At 32.8% G+C, this 14,264-nt stretch carries 13 protein-coding genes and 1 pseudogene; 6 read left to right on the top strand and 8 right to left on the bottom strand.

Annotated features, from left to right (window positions below):
- Window positions 1-63: 63 nt before the first annotated feature.
- Window positions 64-1,428, top strand: a complete 1,365-nt coding sequence (locus KAR88_RS06990; protein ID WP_002779163.1) for a phosphomannomutase/phosphoglucomutase — start codon at window positions 64-66, stop codon at window positions 1,426-1,428.
- A 221-nt stretch (window positions 1,429-1,649) separates the two neighbouring features.
- Here KAR88_RS06990 and KAR88_RS09010 read toward each other — a convergent pair.
- From KAR88_RS09010 to nadD, 3 genes and pseudogenes are all read right to left on the bottom strand, one after another.
- Window positions 1,650-1,925 (bottom strand): annotated as a pseudogene (locus KAR88_RS09010) (hypothetical protein).
- Window positions 1,926-2,058: 133 nt separating this feature from the next.
- Complete coding sequence (gene rsfS, locus KAR88_RS06980) at window positions 2,059-2,385, bottom strand: ribosome silencing factor (protein WP_002779159.1); 327 nt, start codon at window positions 2,383-2,385, stop codon at window positions 2,059-2,061.
- 28 nt (window positions 2,386-2,413) lie between these two features.
- Window positions 2,414-2,959 (bottom strand): nicotinate (nicotinamide) nucleotide adenylyltransferase, encoded by a 546-nt coding sequence (nadD, locus tag KAR88_RS06975; protein WP_002779157.1) that lies wholly within the window; start codon window positions 2,957-2,959, stop codon window positions 2,414-2,416.
- A gap of 61 nt (window positions 2,960-3,020) precedes the next feature.
- Here nadD and gap point away from each other — a divergent pair, with 61 nt between their 5' ends.
- The 5 genes from gap to KAR88_RS06950 are packed head-to-tail and all read left to right on the top strand — an operon-like array spanning window position 3,021 to window position 8,222.
- The gene (gene gap, locus KAR88_RS06970) at window positions 3,021-4,019 is read left to right on the top strand and encodes a type I glyceraldehyde-3-phosphate dehydrogenase (protein ID WP_002785681.1); all 999 of its coding nucleotides are present in this window, start codon (window positions 3,021-3,023) and stop codon (window positions 4,017-4,019) included.
- A gap of 2 nt (window positions 4,020-4,021) precedes the next feature.
- Window positions 4,022-5,224 carry a phosphoglycerate kinase gene (locus KAR88_RS06965; RefSeq protein WP_002779153.1) on the top strand — a complete coding sequence of 401 codons (1,203 nt, stop codon included), beginning with the start codon at window positions 4,022-4,024 and terminating at the stop codon, window positions 5,222-5,224.
- Complete coding sequence (locus KAR88_RS06960; protein ID WP_002779151.1) at window positions 5,221-5,892, top strand: triose-phosphate isomerase; 672 nt, start codon at window positions 5,221-5,223, stop codon at window positions 5,890-5,892. Before KAR88_RS06965 ends, KAR88_RS06960 begins: the two co-directional genes overlap by 4 nt.
- A gap of 3 nt (window positions 5,893-5,895) precedes the next feature.
- On the top strand, window positions 5,896-6,723 hold the full coding sequence (fabI, locus tag KAR88_RS06955; RefSeq protein ID WP_057991700.1) for an enoyl-ACP reductase FabI: 828 nt from the start codon (window positions 5,896-5,898) through the stop codon (window positions 6,721-6,723).
- Window positions 6,723-8,222 (top strand): hydrogenase small subunit, encoded by a 1,500-nt coding sequence (locus KAR88_RS06950; RefSeq protein WP_002787813.1) that lies wholly within the window; start codon window positions 6,723-6,725, stop codon window positions 8,220-8,222. Before fabI ends, KAR88_RS06950 begins: the two co-directional genes overlap by 1 nt.
- Here the strand turns inward: KAR88_RS06950 and feoB are convergent.
- The 5 genes from feoB to metC form a co-directional block, all read right to left on the bottom strand.
- On the bottom strand, window positions 8,219-10,060 hold the full coding sequence (feoB, locus tag KAR88_RS06945; RefSeq protein ID WP_057037142.1) for a ferrous iron transport protein B: 1,842 nt from the start codon (window positions 10,058-10,060) through the stop codon (window positions 8,219-8,221). The two genes, KAR88_RS06950 and feoB, sit on opposite strands and share 4 nt — an antisense overlap.
- Window positions 10,057-10,281 carry a ferrous iron transport protein A gene (locus KAR88_RS06940; RefSeq protein WP_002779147.1) on the bottom strand — a complete coding sequence of 75 codons (225 nt, stop codon included), beginning with the start codon at window positions 10,279-10,281 and terminating at the stop codon, window positions 10,057-10,059. Before KAR88_RS06940 ends, feoB begins: the two co-directional genes overlap by 4 nt.
- Window positions 10,282-10,362: 81 nt before the next feature.
- On the bottom strand, window positions 10,363-11,703 hold the full coding sequence (locus tag KAR88_RS06935) for an MmgE/PrpD family protein (RefSeq protein ID WP_192801249.1): 1,341 nt from the start codon (window positions 11,701-11,703) through the stop codon (window positions 10,363-10,365).
- A gap of 8 nt (window positions 11,704-11,711) precedes the next feature.
- Window positions 11,712-13,079 (bottom strand): adenylosuccinate lyase, encoded by a 1,368-nt coding sequence (purB, locus tag KAR88_RS06930; RefSeq protein ID WP_002798042.1) that lies wholly within the window; start codon window positions 13,077-13,079, stop codon window positions 11,712-11,714.
- Between the two features lie 9 nt (window positions 13,080-13,088).
- Window positions 13,089-14,252, bottom strand: a complete 1,164-nt coding sequence (gene metC / locus KAR88_RS06925) for a cystathionine beta-lyase (RefSeq protein ID WP_052781525.1) — start codon at window positions 14,250-14,252, stop codon at window positions 13,089-13,091.
- Between the last annotated feature and the right edge of the window lie 12 nt (window positions 14,253-14,264).

Below are 14,264 nucleotides of genomic sequence, written 5' to 3'. Positions count from 1 at the left end.
TTCTTTTCTATCCAAATTTTACATTATAAAAAGAAATTTATTAAAAAGATTTAAGGAAAAATTATGCTAGATGTGATTTTTAGAGAATACGACATACGCGGACTTTATGGCAAAGAACTCAATGAAAAAAGTGTCAAAGCTATAGGTTTTTGTTTGGGGCAAACCATGCTTGCAAAAGGTTGTAAAAATGTAAGCGTGGGTTATGATGCAAGATATAGTGCTGATGAGCTTTATAGATATCTAGTTAGCGGGCTTAATAAAGCAGGCATACAAGTTTACAACATAGGACTTGTCCCCACTCCACTTGGATATTTTAGCCTTTATGAGGGTATGAAATTTGATGCAAATATTATGATCACAGGTTCGCACAATCCAAAAGATTATAACGGCTTTAAAATCACCATAGGTAAGGAAAGTTTTTTTGGAGCTGAACTTAAAGAATTTTCAAAAGAAGTTTATAAGCATTTAGAGGATGAGATTGAAGAAAATTTAGAGGCTCAAAAATACGATATTTTAAGTCTTTATGTGAATTTTATGTGTGAGCAATTTAACTTTTTAAAGGATTTTAATTATAAATTTGCAATTGATTGTTCCAATGGAGCCGCTGGGGTTGTTATAGAGCCTTTAGTAAAAGCTTTAAATTTAAAAGCTCATGTTATGTTTTCAAATCCTGATGGACAATTTCCAAACCACGAACCTGATCCTACAGAAGAAAAAAATTTGCACGCTATAAAGAATTTTTTAAATGAAAATCAAGAATATCCTTTAGCATTTGCTTTTGATGGGGATGCTGATAGAATGGTTGCTTTGAGTAAAACTCATATTTTTTGTGGGGATGAGCTTTGTTATTTGTTTGCAAAAAATATTCCTAATCCTAGAATTTTAGGCGAGGTAAAATGCTCTAAAAATCTTTTTGATGAGGTGGCAAAATTTGGTACTATTTTTATGGGAAAAACAGGACATTCAAATATTAAAAAAATGATGAAAGAAAAAGATATTGACTTAGCAGCTGAAGTAAGCGGCCATATTTTCTTTAAACACAGATATTTTGGATATGATGATGGAATTTATGCTTTTTTAAGAGCTTTAGAACTTGTTTATAAGGGCTATGATTTAGAAAGTATGATCAGTGCCTTGCCAAAACTTTACACTACGCCTGAGATTAAAATTCCAGTAAGCGAGGAAGAAAAATTCAAACTTGTGGATGAATTTAAAAAAGCGATAGAAAAGGGTGCCTTAGAAGGAGTAAAGAGTCTTTGTGAAATCGATGGAGCCAGGATTGATTTTGGTGATGGATGGGCTTTACTTCGTGCGTCCAATACCAGCCCTTATCTTATCACGCGTTTTGAAGCAAGTTCTTTGGAGCAAGCAAAAGAACTTGAAGCTAAAGTATTTAAACTTTTTAATGATATTAAAGAATCGGTTTAATAAGTATTTTAGGTTTATTTGTAAATTTAGAGAAAAGCACGAAAACAAGAGCTTTTTTTCATTTATATAACGCGTTGTTTGTGTGAGAATGTAGTAAAAATATACACTAAAGATCCACTTTTATGATAAAAAACTTAAACAAAATTGTGTGTACATTTTTCCTAAAAGCCTTTGATGGTATTTTTGCCACACATCCAAGCCTTGAAAAACGCATAGGATATTTAGAAAAATATTTTGGAGATTCGTTCTAAAAATGGCATAATAATTGCAACGATTAGTAAAATTGCAAATGCCAAACAAAAAAGATTTTCTAAAAAATAAAAAGTTTTGCCTAAAAAAGAATTTTCTAAATGAAAGGGCACAAGGATGATAAAGACTACTCTAAGTGGGATTAAAATCATTCTTATTTGAAGGAAAAATTTTAAAAATTCTCAAAAATCACTATCAAATAAACCAAATAAGATAATTAAACCAAAAAAGAAGAGATATCCGCCCAAAACATGGGCGAATTGAAATTTAAACGATATCTTACTTGACAATGAGGGCAAAAAAGCTCATTGGAAAACTCAAAAAAATCATAAAATTTGTTTATTTTTTTGAAATTTTTAGTGTATTTTTTGCATTTTAAGCTTATGCCTTGATTTTTTTAAGACTTTCTAACAATTCTTCTATATTGTAAATTCCTCGGTGCTCAGGTGTTAAAAGATGGATAAGTATATCACCTAGATCAATGACACTCCATTCTTCACTGCTTTCTATATTTAAAAATTCTTCACCCTTGGCTTTGAGTTTGGTTTTAAGTTCATCGATTAAAGATAAGGCATGTTTTTCACCCAAGGTAGCTGCGATGATGACATATTTTACAAAATAATCTTGCTCGCTCATATCAAAGGTTTTTATGTCTTCAGCTTTTTTTTCATCTAAAATTTTAACGATTAAATCTACTCTTTCTTGCATTTTTTTCCTTTAAATTTTTGAAATTGTATCAGTTTTTTTGTAATTTTTCATAGTAATTTTTCACTTCATTTTTAATTTCATCGCAAACTTCATGGGTATCTAGGGTGCTTCTTATGAAAGATGAGGCGATTTTTATATTGGTTTTTAAATCTTTAAAATTTTTTGGAATTTCTATATCATTGCGATTTGCGATGATAAATTCTACTAAAGAATTAAGTCTTTCAAAATCATGCCAAAGATGAAGTTTTTCTAAATGATCCGCACCGATTAAAAGATAAAATTTGCTAGGATGATAAATTTTATAAAGATATTCTACGCTTTCAATGCTTGGTACGGGGCGTTTCTGCTTGATCTCAAAGTCGCAAATTTCTACTTTTTCTAAATTTCCCCAAAGTTTATTTACCCAAGCAAATCTTTGTTTTTCATCGGCAAAAAATCCTTTTTTAAAAGGATTGATAAAAGTAGGCACAATAATGAGTTTATCGATATCAAGTTTTGCCAAAGCTTCTTTGATAATAGCGTCATGTCCTTTGTGTGGTGGGTCAAAACTGCCACCAAAAAGTGCAATTTTCATTAAAATTTTAACCTTTTTTTAGTAAAATATTAGCATAAAAAACTTCGCAAAAGGAAACAAAATGGCCGTAAAAGTTGCTATAAATGGTTTTGGTCGCATAGGAAGGTGTGTAGCAAGAATTATTTCAAAACGAGATGATATCGAACTTGTAGCGATAAATGATACTACAGATATCGAACTTACAAAATATCTTTTTAAATATGACACAGTGCATGGAGAATTTGAAGGCAGTGTGGAAAATGAAGGGGATGATTTAATTATCAATGGTAAAAAAATCAAAGTGTTTAAAAGCCGCGATATAAAAGAACTTGATTTTGCAAAATACGGTGCACAAATTGTTTTAGAGTGCACAGGGGCTCATTTGACAATAGAAAAATGCCAAGGATTTTTAGATATGGGAGTGCAAAAAGTGATCATGAGTGCTCCTGCAAAAGATGATACTCCTACTTATGTTTTAGGTGTAAATTCACAAAATTATAAAGGTGAAAATATCATCTCTAATGCAAGTTGTACGACTAACTGCTTAGGTCCTGTTTGTCGTGTTTTACAAGATAATTTCGGCATAGAAAAAGGACTGATGACAACTATACATGCTTATACTAATGGACAAAGCATTATCGATGCAAAGACTAAAGATAAACGCCGCTCGCGTGCTGCTGCTCAAAATATCATTCCAACTTCTACAGGCGCAGCAAAAGCGATGAAGCTTGTAATGCCTGAACTTAATGGTAAGCTTCACGGGCAAAGTATGCGTGTGCCCGTTATTGATGTTTCAAGCGTGGATTTAACCGCTCAACTTAGCAAAAAAGTAAGCAAAGAGGAGCTTAATGAAGCCTTTAGAAAAGCTGCAGCTACAAATTTAAAAGGCATTTTAATGGTTGATGATGATGAAAGGGTATCGAGCGATTTTATCACTTGTTCTTATGGAGCGGTTGTGGTAAGTGATTTGACCCAAGTTATAGCAGATGATTTTGTTAAAGTTGTTGCTTGGTATGACAATGAGTGGGGATACTCAAGCCGCCTAGTAGATATGGCAGTATATATTGCAAATAAGGCTTAAAAATGAGTGATATTATTTCTATAAAAGATATTGATCTAAGCAAAAAAAAAGTTTTTATAAGATGTGATTTTAATGTCCCTCAAGATGATTTTTTAAATATCACTGATGACAGACGCATCAGATCGGCTATCCCTACGATAAGATATTGTTTAGATAATGGTTGCAGTGTGATTTTAGCTTCGCATTTGGGTCGCCCAAAAGAGATCAGTTCTAAATATTCTTTAGAGCCTGTAGCTAAGCGTTTAGCAAGGCTTTTAGATAAAGAAATTGTTATGGCAAAAGATGTTATAGGAGAAGATGCAAAAAGCAAAGCAGCAAATTTAAAAGCAAGTGAGATTTTAATGCTTGAAAATTTGCGTTTTGAAAAGGGCGAAACTAAAAATGATGAAAATTTAGCTAAAGAACTTGCTTCTATGGCCGAGGTTTATATCAACGATGCTTTTGGGGTATGTCATAGAGCACACGCTAGTGTAGAGGCTATCACTAAATTTTTTGATGAAAACCATAAGGGTGCAGGATTTTTACTACAAAAAGAGATTGAATTTGCTGAAAATCTTATCAAGCGTCCTGCACGTCCTTTTGTTGCTGTTGTGGGTGGATCAAAAGTAAGTGGCAAGCTTCAAGCTCTAACAAATCTACTTCCAAAAGTTGATAAACTCATCATTGGTGGTGGTATGGCATTTACTTTTTTAAAGGCGCAAGGTTTTGATATAGGAAATTCACTTTTAGAAGAAGAGCTTTTAGAAGAAGCCAATAAAATTCTTACAAAAGGAAAGAATTTAGGTGTTAAAATTTACTTACCTGTGGATGTAGTTGCTGCTCCTGCTTGCTCTCAAGAATCACCAATGAAATTTGTACCTTCGCAAGAAATTCCAAGTGGCTGGATGGGTTTAGATATAGGTCCTGCAAGTGTGAGACTTTTTAAAGAGGTTATTTCTGATGCACAGACCATTTGGTGGAATGGACCTATGGGTGTTTTTGAGATCGATAAATTTTCAAAAGGCAGCATAAAAATGAGCCATGCTATCAGCGATGGACATGCTACTACTGTTGTAGGGGGTGGCGATACGGCTGATGTTGTCGCGCGTGCTGGAGATGCAGATGAAATGACTTTTATTTCCACAGGTGGGGGCGCTTCGCTTGAGCTTATCGAAGGTAAAGAATTGCCAGGTGTAAAAGTCTTAAGAAGTGGGGGAGTGCAATGATATTTGCTGCAAATTTAAAATGCAATCATACAAGATCAAGTTTTAAAATTTATGCAAATATTTTAAATCAGTATTTAGAAGCAAAAAACGATGATATCATCGTTTTTCCACCTAGTATAGCTTTTTTAGAAAATGAATTAAATTTTATACAAGGGGCGCAAAATTTTTATCCTTGTGTCAATGGAGCTTTTACAGGTGAACTTGGAAAAGAGCATTTGGATGAATTTGGAATCAAATGTGTTTTGATAGGGCATTCTGAAAGAAGGGCTTTGGGTGATGAAAATTTAATCAAAGCTAAATTTGATTTTGCTAAAGAGCATGCTTATAAAATCGTTTTTTGCATAGGCGAGGATTTAAAGCTTAAAAACTCAAATCAAACCTTAGATTTTTTAAAAAAACAACTTGAAGTTATTGACCTAGATTATAAAAATCTCATTATCGCTTATGAGCCTATTTACTCTATAGGAAGTGGTGTGAGTGCTAAAAAAGAAGATATTGCTAAAGTGCTTGAATTTCTTTCTTCGCTTACGCAAGCTCCTTTGCTTTATGGCGGAAGTGTAAATGAGGACAATATCAAAGATATTTTAAATATAAAACATTGCAGCGGTGTTTTAATAGGATCTGCTGCATTAAAAGCTGAAAATTTTATAAAACTAATTAAAGGATAAATGATGATAATGAAAGGCAAAAAAGGCCTTATAGTAGGCGTAGCCAATAATAAATCCATAGCTTATGGTATAGCAAAAGCTTGTTATGAGCAAGGAGCAAGTTTAGCTTTTACTTTTTTAAATGATGCATTAAAAAAGCGTGTTGAGCCTATAGCAGAAGAATTTGGATCAAACTTTGTTTATGAGCTTGATGTAAATAACAGCGATCATTTAGACTCTATCGCTGAAAAAATTAAAAAAGATTTAGGTGAGATTGATTTTATAGTACATGCTGTTGCTTATGCGCCAAAAGAAGCTTTAGAAAATTCATTCTTAGAAACTTCAAAAGAAGCTTTTGATATAGCTATGGGAACTTCTGTGTATTCTTTACTTTCTTTAACGCGTGCGGTATTGCCAGTATTAAAAGAAAAGGGTGCAATTTTGACTTTAAGCTATCTTGGCGGGGTAAAATATGTGCCTCATTATAATGTTATGGGTGTGGCAAAAGCAGCTCTTGAAAGTTCTGTGCGTTATTTGGCAAGAGATTTAGGTATCAAAGGAATTCGTGTAAATGCGATTTCGGCAGGGCCTATTAAAACTTTAGCAGCAAGTGGAATAGGCGATTTTAGAATGATTTTAAAATACAATGAAATCAATTCTCCTTTAAAACGCAATGTAAGTATTGAAGATGTAGGAAATTCAGCGATGTACTTACTCAGTGATTTAGCTCGTGGTGTTACGGGTGAGGTGCATTATGTTGATGCAGGATATAACATCATGGGAATGGGAGATGTCACAAAAGACGAAAATGGAAATACTGTGCTTTGTTGGGATAATCAAAAAGGACAATAATGGCAAAACTCAGCAATGAAGAGTTAAAAGATATACTTATAAAACGCATTGAAAAAATCGAAAATTCAGACTTGGTGGATAAAAAAACTATCAATGAAGAAAGCGTAAAGGCTCTTGCTAAGCATTTATCTTTGGGAAATGAAATTCCAGCTCTTGCGCAAAAGTTTTTCGAACTTGCTCCTAAGACTAAGGTTGTTTGGCTTCATCTTTGCGAATGTACAGGTTGTAGTGAGAGTTTATTGCGTGCGGATTTACCAAGTTTTGATGAATTAGTTTTTGACTTTTTTTCTTTAGAGTATCACGAAACTTTAATGGCAGCAAATGGGACAAAAGCTGAAGAACTTTTAGAGCATGTTTTAAAAGAAGACTTTGTTTTAGCGGTTGAAGGCGGTGTTGCAGCTATTGATACATTTTTTCTTACTATAGGTGCAGAGGGTGAGAGTGGTTATGAAATTTTGGAAAAATTAGCAGCTAAAGCCAAAGCTATTTTTGCTGTGGGAACTTGTTCTTCTTATGGGGGAATTCAAGCTGCTTATCCAAATCCAAGCAAAACTTGCGGTATTTCTGAAGTTTTAACCCAAAAAGTAGTCAATATCCCTGGCTGTCCTCCAAGCGATGTAAATATCATCGCAACCTTGACTTATTTTGCTTTATTTGGAATTTTACCTGAACTTGATGAGCAAAACCGCCCCGTTTGGGCTTATGGTAAATGTTTGCATGATTTGTGCGAAAGAAAGGCTAAATTTGAGAGTGGAATTTTTGCAGAACATTTTGATGATGAAAAGGCTAAAAGTGGAGCTTGTTTATTTAAAATAGGCTGTAAAGGTCCTTATACTTATAATAATTGTCCTAAAGTAAAATTTAATGCTAAAACTTCTTGGCCTGTGGCTGCAGGGCACGGCTGTATAGCCTGTAGTGAAAAGAATTTTTGGGATGAATTTGGAAATTATGAAAAACCTATGGCAAATCCTTTTTCTTATGCTAAGCTTGTAAATCAGGAATTTAGTACAGAATTTGCCCTAGAAGAGCAAATTCAAATCCTATCTTCGATGGATTTTGAATTTGAAAGTAATTTAAAGCTTATCTTGCAAAACATTGCTAAAAATAAATTAGGTGCTTTACTTGTAGAAAATTACAAAACATCTTTTGAAAAAAACTTTATTTTTATAGAGCAAAATTTTGATGAAAATCCTATGCCTTCTAGTGATATTTGGAAGTATTTTGAGATCAATTTTATTTTGGCAAAGGGTGAGTTTTTACAAGATAAAAACGATTTTTTAAAAGCGGCGCAAAATTATAGCTTTAAGCATGCAAGTCCTTATGATTTTAAACTTACTCTTAATGAAAAATCAAAACTTGATGTGAGTAAATCTTTTCGTATGCCTTTGATTTATCTTTGCGGAGGGCTTGATTTTGAAGCTCTTGCTTATAGCGTTTTGAAGGCTTTTGAAAAAAATATTAAAAGCGTGATAGACTTTAATAAACAAAAAGCGGGTTAATTGATTACAAATTTTGTAATATTTAACCCTATAAAAGCCACTATATAGGCGCTGATGCAAGTAAAAAGAAAAAGGAAAAAAGTATATTTTATTTTTCCGCTTTCTTTTGAAAAGACTATGGTTGCAGCAAAGCAAGGATTATAAATCATTACAAATAAAATATACGCCACCGCACTAGGCAAAGGAATATTTTTAGCAATAATTCCTTTTAAATCATTATTTGTTTCATCTACATCTTTTCCTAGTGAATAAAGTACTCCCATAGTTGAAATCATTACTTCTTTAGCGGCCAAACCACTGATTAAAGATACGCTTAATTTCCAATCTAACTCAAGGGGTTTAAAAATAGGTTCTATGCCTTTGCCAAATTGTCCTAGATAACTTTGTTCTATAGCTCTTTCTTGAGCGTTAAAATCATTTAAATTTTCTTCATTTTTTGGAAAATTGCTAGCAAACCATATGAGCAAAGAGGCCAAAAGTATGAAAGTTCCTGCTTTTTTAAGATACATTTTGGCTTTATTATAAACCATAAACCAAACTAAATGCCAATTTGGCATACGATATTTTGGCATTTCCATCACAAAGGGTTCATCAATACCGCGAAATGCAGTGGATCTTAAGAATTTGGCCGCAATAAGCCCTAAAATAGCACCTAGAAGATAAATTCCAAAAAGGTAATTCCCCGCTTCTTCACTTGGGAAAAATGCACCGATAAACAATACATAAACAGGAAGTCTTGCCCCACAACTCATAAAATTAATCACAAAAAGAGTTAAAAGCCTATCTCTTTTGTTCTTAAGAGTGCGTGTAGCCATAAAAGCAGGTACCGAACAACCAAAACCAGTGATTAGCGGAATGAAGCTTTTTCCATGTAAACCAAATTTATGTAAAATTCCATCTAGTAAGAAAGCTACTCTTGACATATAGCCTGTGGTTTCTAAAAGAGCTATGCCTAAAAATAAAATTATTATATTAGGTAAAAAAAGTATCACAGCACCAACACCTGCGATAATCCCATCAGCTAAAGCTGAAGCGATGAAGGTATTAGAAATATTGTTTTTAATAAGTTCACCTAAGGCATTAAAGCCTGATTCTATATAATCCATAGGAATTTGCCCTAAGCTAAAGGTGAGTTGAAATAAAAGCCACATTAAAAATAAAAATATAGGTAAGCCAAAGAATTTATGGATAAGTAAGGCATCGATTTTTTTGGTTAAATTTCTTTCTTCTTTTTTGTGTGTGATAATTTTTTTTGAAAGTTCATTAATAAAATATAATAAATCTTCTTTTTCCGGACTTTTTTCGCAAAGCGGAGTATAAAATTGAGATCTTGGAATAAATTTACTTTCAAATAAAATAATAATTTTTTGCAGCAAAAGTTCTAAATTTTCTTTTGTTTTTGCTGAAATTTCAACAACTTGACTTTGAAATTCTTGGCTTAAAACAGAAGTGTCAAGCTCTATACCTTCTTTTTTGGCTTCATCGCACATATTTAAAGCTAAAAGCATTTTTTTATTAAGGCTTAAAAGTTCTGCACTAAGGATAAGATTACGTTCTAAATTGGTAGCATCTAAAACATTAACAATAACATCATAGTCATTTTGATTTAAAAAATGGCGTGTGATTTTTTCTTCTTCACTATATCCATCTAAAGAATAAGTTCCTGGTAAATCAATGACTTCAAATTCATAGTTTTTGTAAAAAGTTTTTGCACTTGCTTTTTCTATAGTAACTCCGCTAAAATTTCCTACTTTCATATTAGCTTTGCAAAGCGCATTAATAAGAAGACTTTTGCCTACATTAGGCTGACCTACAAGGGCTATTTTGATTTTTTTCATATAAGATTCACTTCTATGGTTTTAGCTTCATCAGATCTTAGGATAACACAACTTGTATCAAGTTCTACCATTATGGTGGCATTTTTTAAAGAGGAATGAATTTTTTTCAAGTTTTTATTTTTAATAAATCCAAAGCTTAAAAGTCTATTTTTGAGTTCTTTGTGAGCGTTTAAATTGACAATAATAGCTTTTTGTCCATCTTTTAACTCGTTTAAAGTCATTGTAATTCCTAAATTAATAATAAATATTATAATAAAAAAGTGTAATGAAATTATCCTTCTTGTAAAAAGAAGGATAAATATTTAAAAAGAAAAGTGGTTTAAATTTTCTAGATTGATGATTTGATCTAGAATTTTGTTAGCTTTAGCATTATCAAGGTAAATTTGTGCATTGGCTAAAAATTTAGCTTTTAATTCTTCAAAACTTAATGGATTATCAAAATTACCTTTATTTATAAAAACATCTTTTTGGATTGTGCGTCCATCTTGCAAACTGGCTTCTAAATGCCCTGGAAAATACTTTGGAAAGCCTTGAGATTTTCTTTTTTCGTACCTGATTTTTTTAGCAAATTCTAGTACTTCTTCACGCTTTAAATTTTCATAAGATTCAAGAGTGATTTTACCATCAAAGAATCCTAGAGCCATTAAAAAAGGCATGGAAAATTTAGCTTCATAAGCACTATTTGGAGTGTATTTTGCTTCTAAAGGATCGCAGATAAAAGAAATAGGAACTTCATCTACAAAACAATGAATACTTTTAATTTCATCAGCTTTTAAACCATCATTTTTTAAAGCAATAGCACAATCAATAAGCCCATGAGCAAAATGACAACTTGGATAAGGCTTGATTGAAACTTGCATAGTTTGCCAAATTTCTCCTAAGGCTTTGTTAAGTTCTGTTTTATCGCATTCTTCTTCTATGCCAAAACATTTAAAGATATTATCCCTACCTTCAAAAATACTCAAAGGTCCACTCATATGGTTTTTAGCAAAGTTAGCGACTAAAATTCCATTTTTAATGGCATTTGCTATATGTAAGACTTTTGAATTAGAACCATTGGATAAGAACTCATTAATCCCACTTGCAAAACTTCCAGCAAGTCCTAAAGCATTGATGATTTGTTGCTTGTTTAAATCAAGTAAAACTGCACTCGCACTCACACTTCCAAAAATCCCAGCGATAGCTGTAGTGTGAAAACCACGCTTATGAAAAGTTCCTTTGCTTGCAATACCTACTCTAGCAGCAACTTCCCAGCCAACAATAAAAGCTTTTATAATTTTTTTAGCATCTTTACTGATATGAAAACCATAACTTAAACAAAGAGGAGTTAAAATCGCACTTGCATGTAAAATCGCTTCTGTATGTGTATCATCAAAATCAAGTGCATGAGAAGCAATGCCATTTAGCATGGCTGCATAAATAGGATCTAGTTTTTTATCATTTACCCATACAGGGGTATTTTTTTCTGTGCTTAAATTTTCAAAAGCTTTAAAAGCATTTAAAACACATTCTTCTTTGCTTGCTGCTATAGCTGTTCCAAGGCTATCAAGCATAAGTTCTTTAGCCCTTTGAACAACTGTATTAGGGATATTTTCATATTTAAGATTGAAAATAAAATCCGCTAAAATTTCACTATAGAACATGATTTTTCCTATTTTAAAATAGCACTATTTTTGATTTTTGCTAAAAATTCATCTACAAGTTTTGGTGCATATCCTACATAGGTTGTTGCATCAAGCAAAGCATCAATTTCTTTTTCTTTTAATACCTTAGATACTCTTTTATCTGCAAGTAAAACTTCTTTAAAAGTTTTTTGTTTTTCGATACCTAGCATAGCATTTTCATAAACAATCTCATGGGCGTGTTGTTTTCCATAATGATCGCTTAATGCAAACATAACACGCTCTGCTAAAACAAAACCATTAAGAGTATTTAAATTTTTAAGCATTTTGTCTTTTTTTACTTCTAGGTCACTAAGAGCGAATTTCATATTTGCTAAAACCACAGAAAGCATTAAAAACATTTCAGGTAAAAGTTTCCATTCCATTTTCCAAACTTGACCATCTCTTTCATGTTCATGTCTTTCAATATCACTTAAAATGGCTAAATTTGCCTTAAAGGCATTGCTTACTGTAACTGCATTTTCGCTTACTGCAGGATTTCTTTTGTGTGGCATAGTGCTTGATCCTACTTGTCCTTTGCCAAAAGGTTCAGCAACTTCATCAATTTCATTATGCGAAAGGATTAAAATTTCATGAGCGATTTTGTTAAAGGTTGCGTTGATATTGCCTAGTACAAAACCAAGTTCTATAAAGCGATCACGTGCGCTCTGCCAAGAAATATTAGGCACATCAAGTCCTAAATTTTCTAAAGTGAGTTTTTCTACTTCATTGCACTCATCACTTAAACTTGCTTTAGTTCCTACAGCGCCTACTATACTGCCTACATAAAGTCTTTTTTCAAGTTCAAGTATTCTTTCAAAATGACGCTCAAGTTCGCTTAACCAAATAGCCACTTTATGTCCAAAAGTAATAGGCAAAGCCTGAAGTGCTAAAGTTCTTCCCATCATAGCAGTATTTTTGTGTGTTTTAGCAAGTTTTACTAAAGCTTTTGCAATGGCTTTTAATTCGCTTTTTACAAGAGTCATAGCTTCTTTAAATTGCAAAACAAGTCCTGTGTCAATGATATCTTGAGTGGTTACCCCAAAATGTACATATTCGCCTAGATTATTATCGCAAGCTTTTTCTAATCCCCTAACAGTAGGAACTAAAGGATGTTTGGTTTTTTTAAATTCATTAAAAATAAAATCCATATCCATAAATTTATAATAAGCTTTTTTTGCAATTTCATCTGCTGCTTCTTGGGGGATGATATTAAGTTTTGCTTGTGCTTTTGCTAATGCTGCTTCAACATCAAGCCATTTTTGTACGCGATTTTCTTCACAAAAAACAGCACGCATATCTTGCGTGCTCCATGAATCTGCTAATAATTTATGATCAAATACGCTAATTCCAGTCATTTTATTTCCTTATTTTTTAATACTATCAAAAGCCTTAGCTAAATCAGCAATCAAGTCTTTAGTATCTTCAAGTCCTATATGAAATCTTACAAATGGACCTCTTTTGCTCCAGTCTGTTGCAGTTCTTGGTGGAGTAGTTACAGTTGCTAAACTTTCATAGCCACCCCAGCTAGCACCTATAGAAAAATATTCTAACTCATCTACAAATTTAATAGCATCTTCTTTACTATAACCCTCTGCAAATTCGATAGTAACCATACCGTTAGCACCTTTATGATCGCGCATAAAAATTTCATGGTTTGGATGGGTTTTGAGTTTTGGATAGAAAATAGTTTTAATTTCTTTTCTTGTTTGTAAAAACTCTACGATTTCATCTGCACTTTTTTCATGAGCTTTCATTCTTACATCTAAAGTTCTCATACCACGAAGAACTAAATAAGCATCATCAGGGCTTGTTGTAAAGCCTAAAGCTTCAGGGAGTTTGTCAAAATTTTTCCATTCTTTTTCATTGATAACCACTACACCCATGGTAACATCAGAGTGACCGCTAAGATATTTTGTCGCAGCTATAACCGAAATATCTACGCCTAGCTCAAGTGGATTTAGGAAGTATCCGCTTGAATAAGTATTATCAATAGCTACAGGAATATTATGAGAGTGTGCAATTTTGCAAAGCTTTGGCAAATCTATGATTTCATAAAGTATAGAACCAGGGCTTTCGCATAGGATGAGTTTGGTATTAGGCTTGATTTTTTCTTCTACATCACTTGCATCGGCTTTTAAAAAATCAATCTCAACACCCATTTTTTCTAAAAATAATTCACAAATTGTTCTTACAGGCCCATAGATTGCATCAGTGATTAAAAAATGCGCGTCTTTACTAGCATAGTTTAAAAGTACCATAGCAAGTGCTGCAAGTCCTGTTGGGAAAAGTTGAGCTCTGTAGCCGCCTTCTAAGCTGCAGATAAGTTTTTCAAGTTCGAAGTTAGTTGTCGTTCCTCTAGCACCATAGCTTAATACACGATCAGTTTTTCTTAATTCTCTATATTTTTGCCAAGTGGCATGATTTTTAAAAAGTATCGTTGATGCACGCATAAGCGTAGGATTGACTGATCTTACTTCAACATTTTGATCGCCTCTGCCACAATGAATAAGTTTAGTTTTTGAGTTCATTTTTTTCTCCTT

Source organism: Campylobacter sp. JH23, from assembly GCF_017846595.1.
Taxonomy (GTDB): Bacteria; Campylobacterota; Campylobacteria; order Campylobacterales; family Campylobacteraceae; genus Campylobacter_D; species Campylobacter_D coli.
This window is presented reverse-complemented; position numbering and strand designations above follow the sequence as displayed.

Excerpts from the sequence above, each read along its gene's own strand:
- fabI (WP_057991700.1), top strand. The coding sequence starts at position 5,896 with ATGATAATGAAAGGCAAAAAAGGCCTTATAGTAGGCGTAGCCAATAAT.
- KAR88_RS06960 (WP_002779151.1), top strand. The coding sequence starts at position 5,221 with ATGATATTTGCTGCAAATTTAAAATGCAATCATACAAGATCAAGTTTT.
- purB (WP_002798042.1), bottom strand. The coding sequence starts at position 13,079 with ATGACTGGAATTAGCGTATTTGATCATAAATTATTAGCAGATTCATGG.
- feoB (WP_057037142.1), bottom strand. The coding sequence starts at position 10,060 with ATGAAAAAAATCAAAATAGCCCTTGTAGGTCAGCCTAATGTAGGCAAA.
- KAR88_RS06940 (WP_002779147.1), bottom strand. The coding sequence starts at position 10,281 with ATGACTTTAAACGAGTTAAAAGATGGACAAAAAGCTATTATTGTCAAT.
- KAR88_RS06935 (WP_192801249.1), bottom strand. The coding sequence starts at position 11,703 with ATGTTCTATAGTGAAATTTTAGCGGATTTTATTTTCAATCTTAAATAT.
- nadD (WP_002779157.1), bottom strand. The coding sequence starts at position 2,959 with ATGAAAATTGCACTTTTTGGTGGCAGTTTTGACCCACCACACAAAGGA.
- rsfS (WP_002779159.1), bottom strand. The coding sequence starts at position 2,385 with ATGCAAGAAAGAGTAGATTTAATCGTTAAAATTTTAGATGAAAAAAAA.
- KAR88_RS06965 (WP_002779153.1), top strand. The coding sequence starts at position 4,022 with ATGAGTGATATTATTTCTATAAAAGATATTGATCTAAGCAAAAAAAAA.
- KAR88_RS06990 (WP_002779163.1), top strand. The coding sequence starts at position 64 with ATGCTAGATGTGATTTTTAGAGAATACGACATACGCGGACTTTATGGC.
- KAR88_RS06950 (WP_002787813.1), top strand. The coding sequence starts at position 6,723 with ATGGCAAAACTCAGCAATGAAGAGTTAAAAGATATACTTATAAAACGC.
- metC (WP_052781525.1), bottom strand. The coding sequence starts at position 14,252 with ATGAACTCAAAAACTAAACTTATTCATTGTGGCAGAGGCGATCAAAAT.
- gap (WP_002785681.1), top strand. The coding sequence starts at position 3,021 with ATGGCCGTAAAAGTTGCTATAAATGGTTTTGGTCGCATAGGAAGGTGT.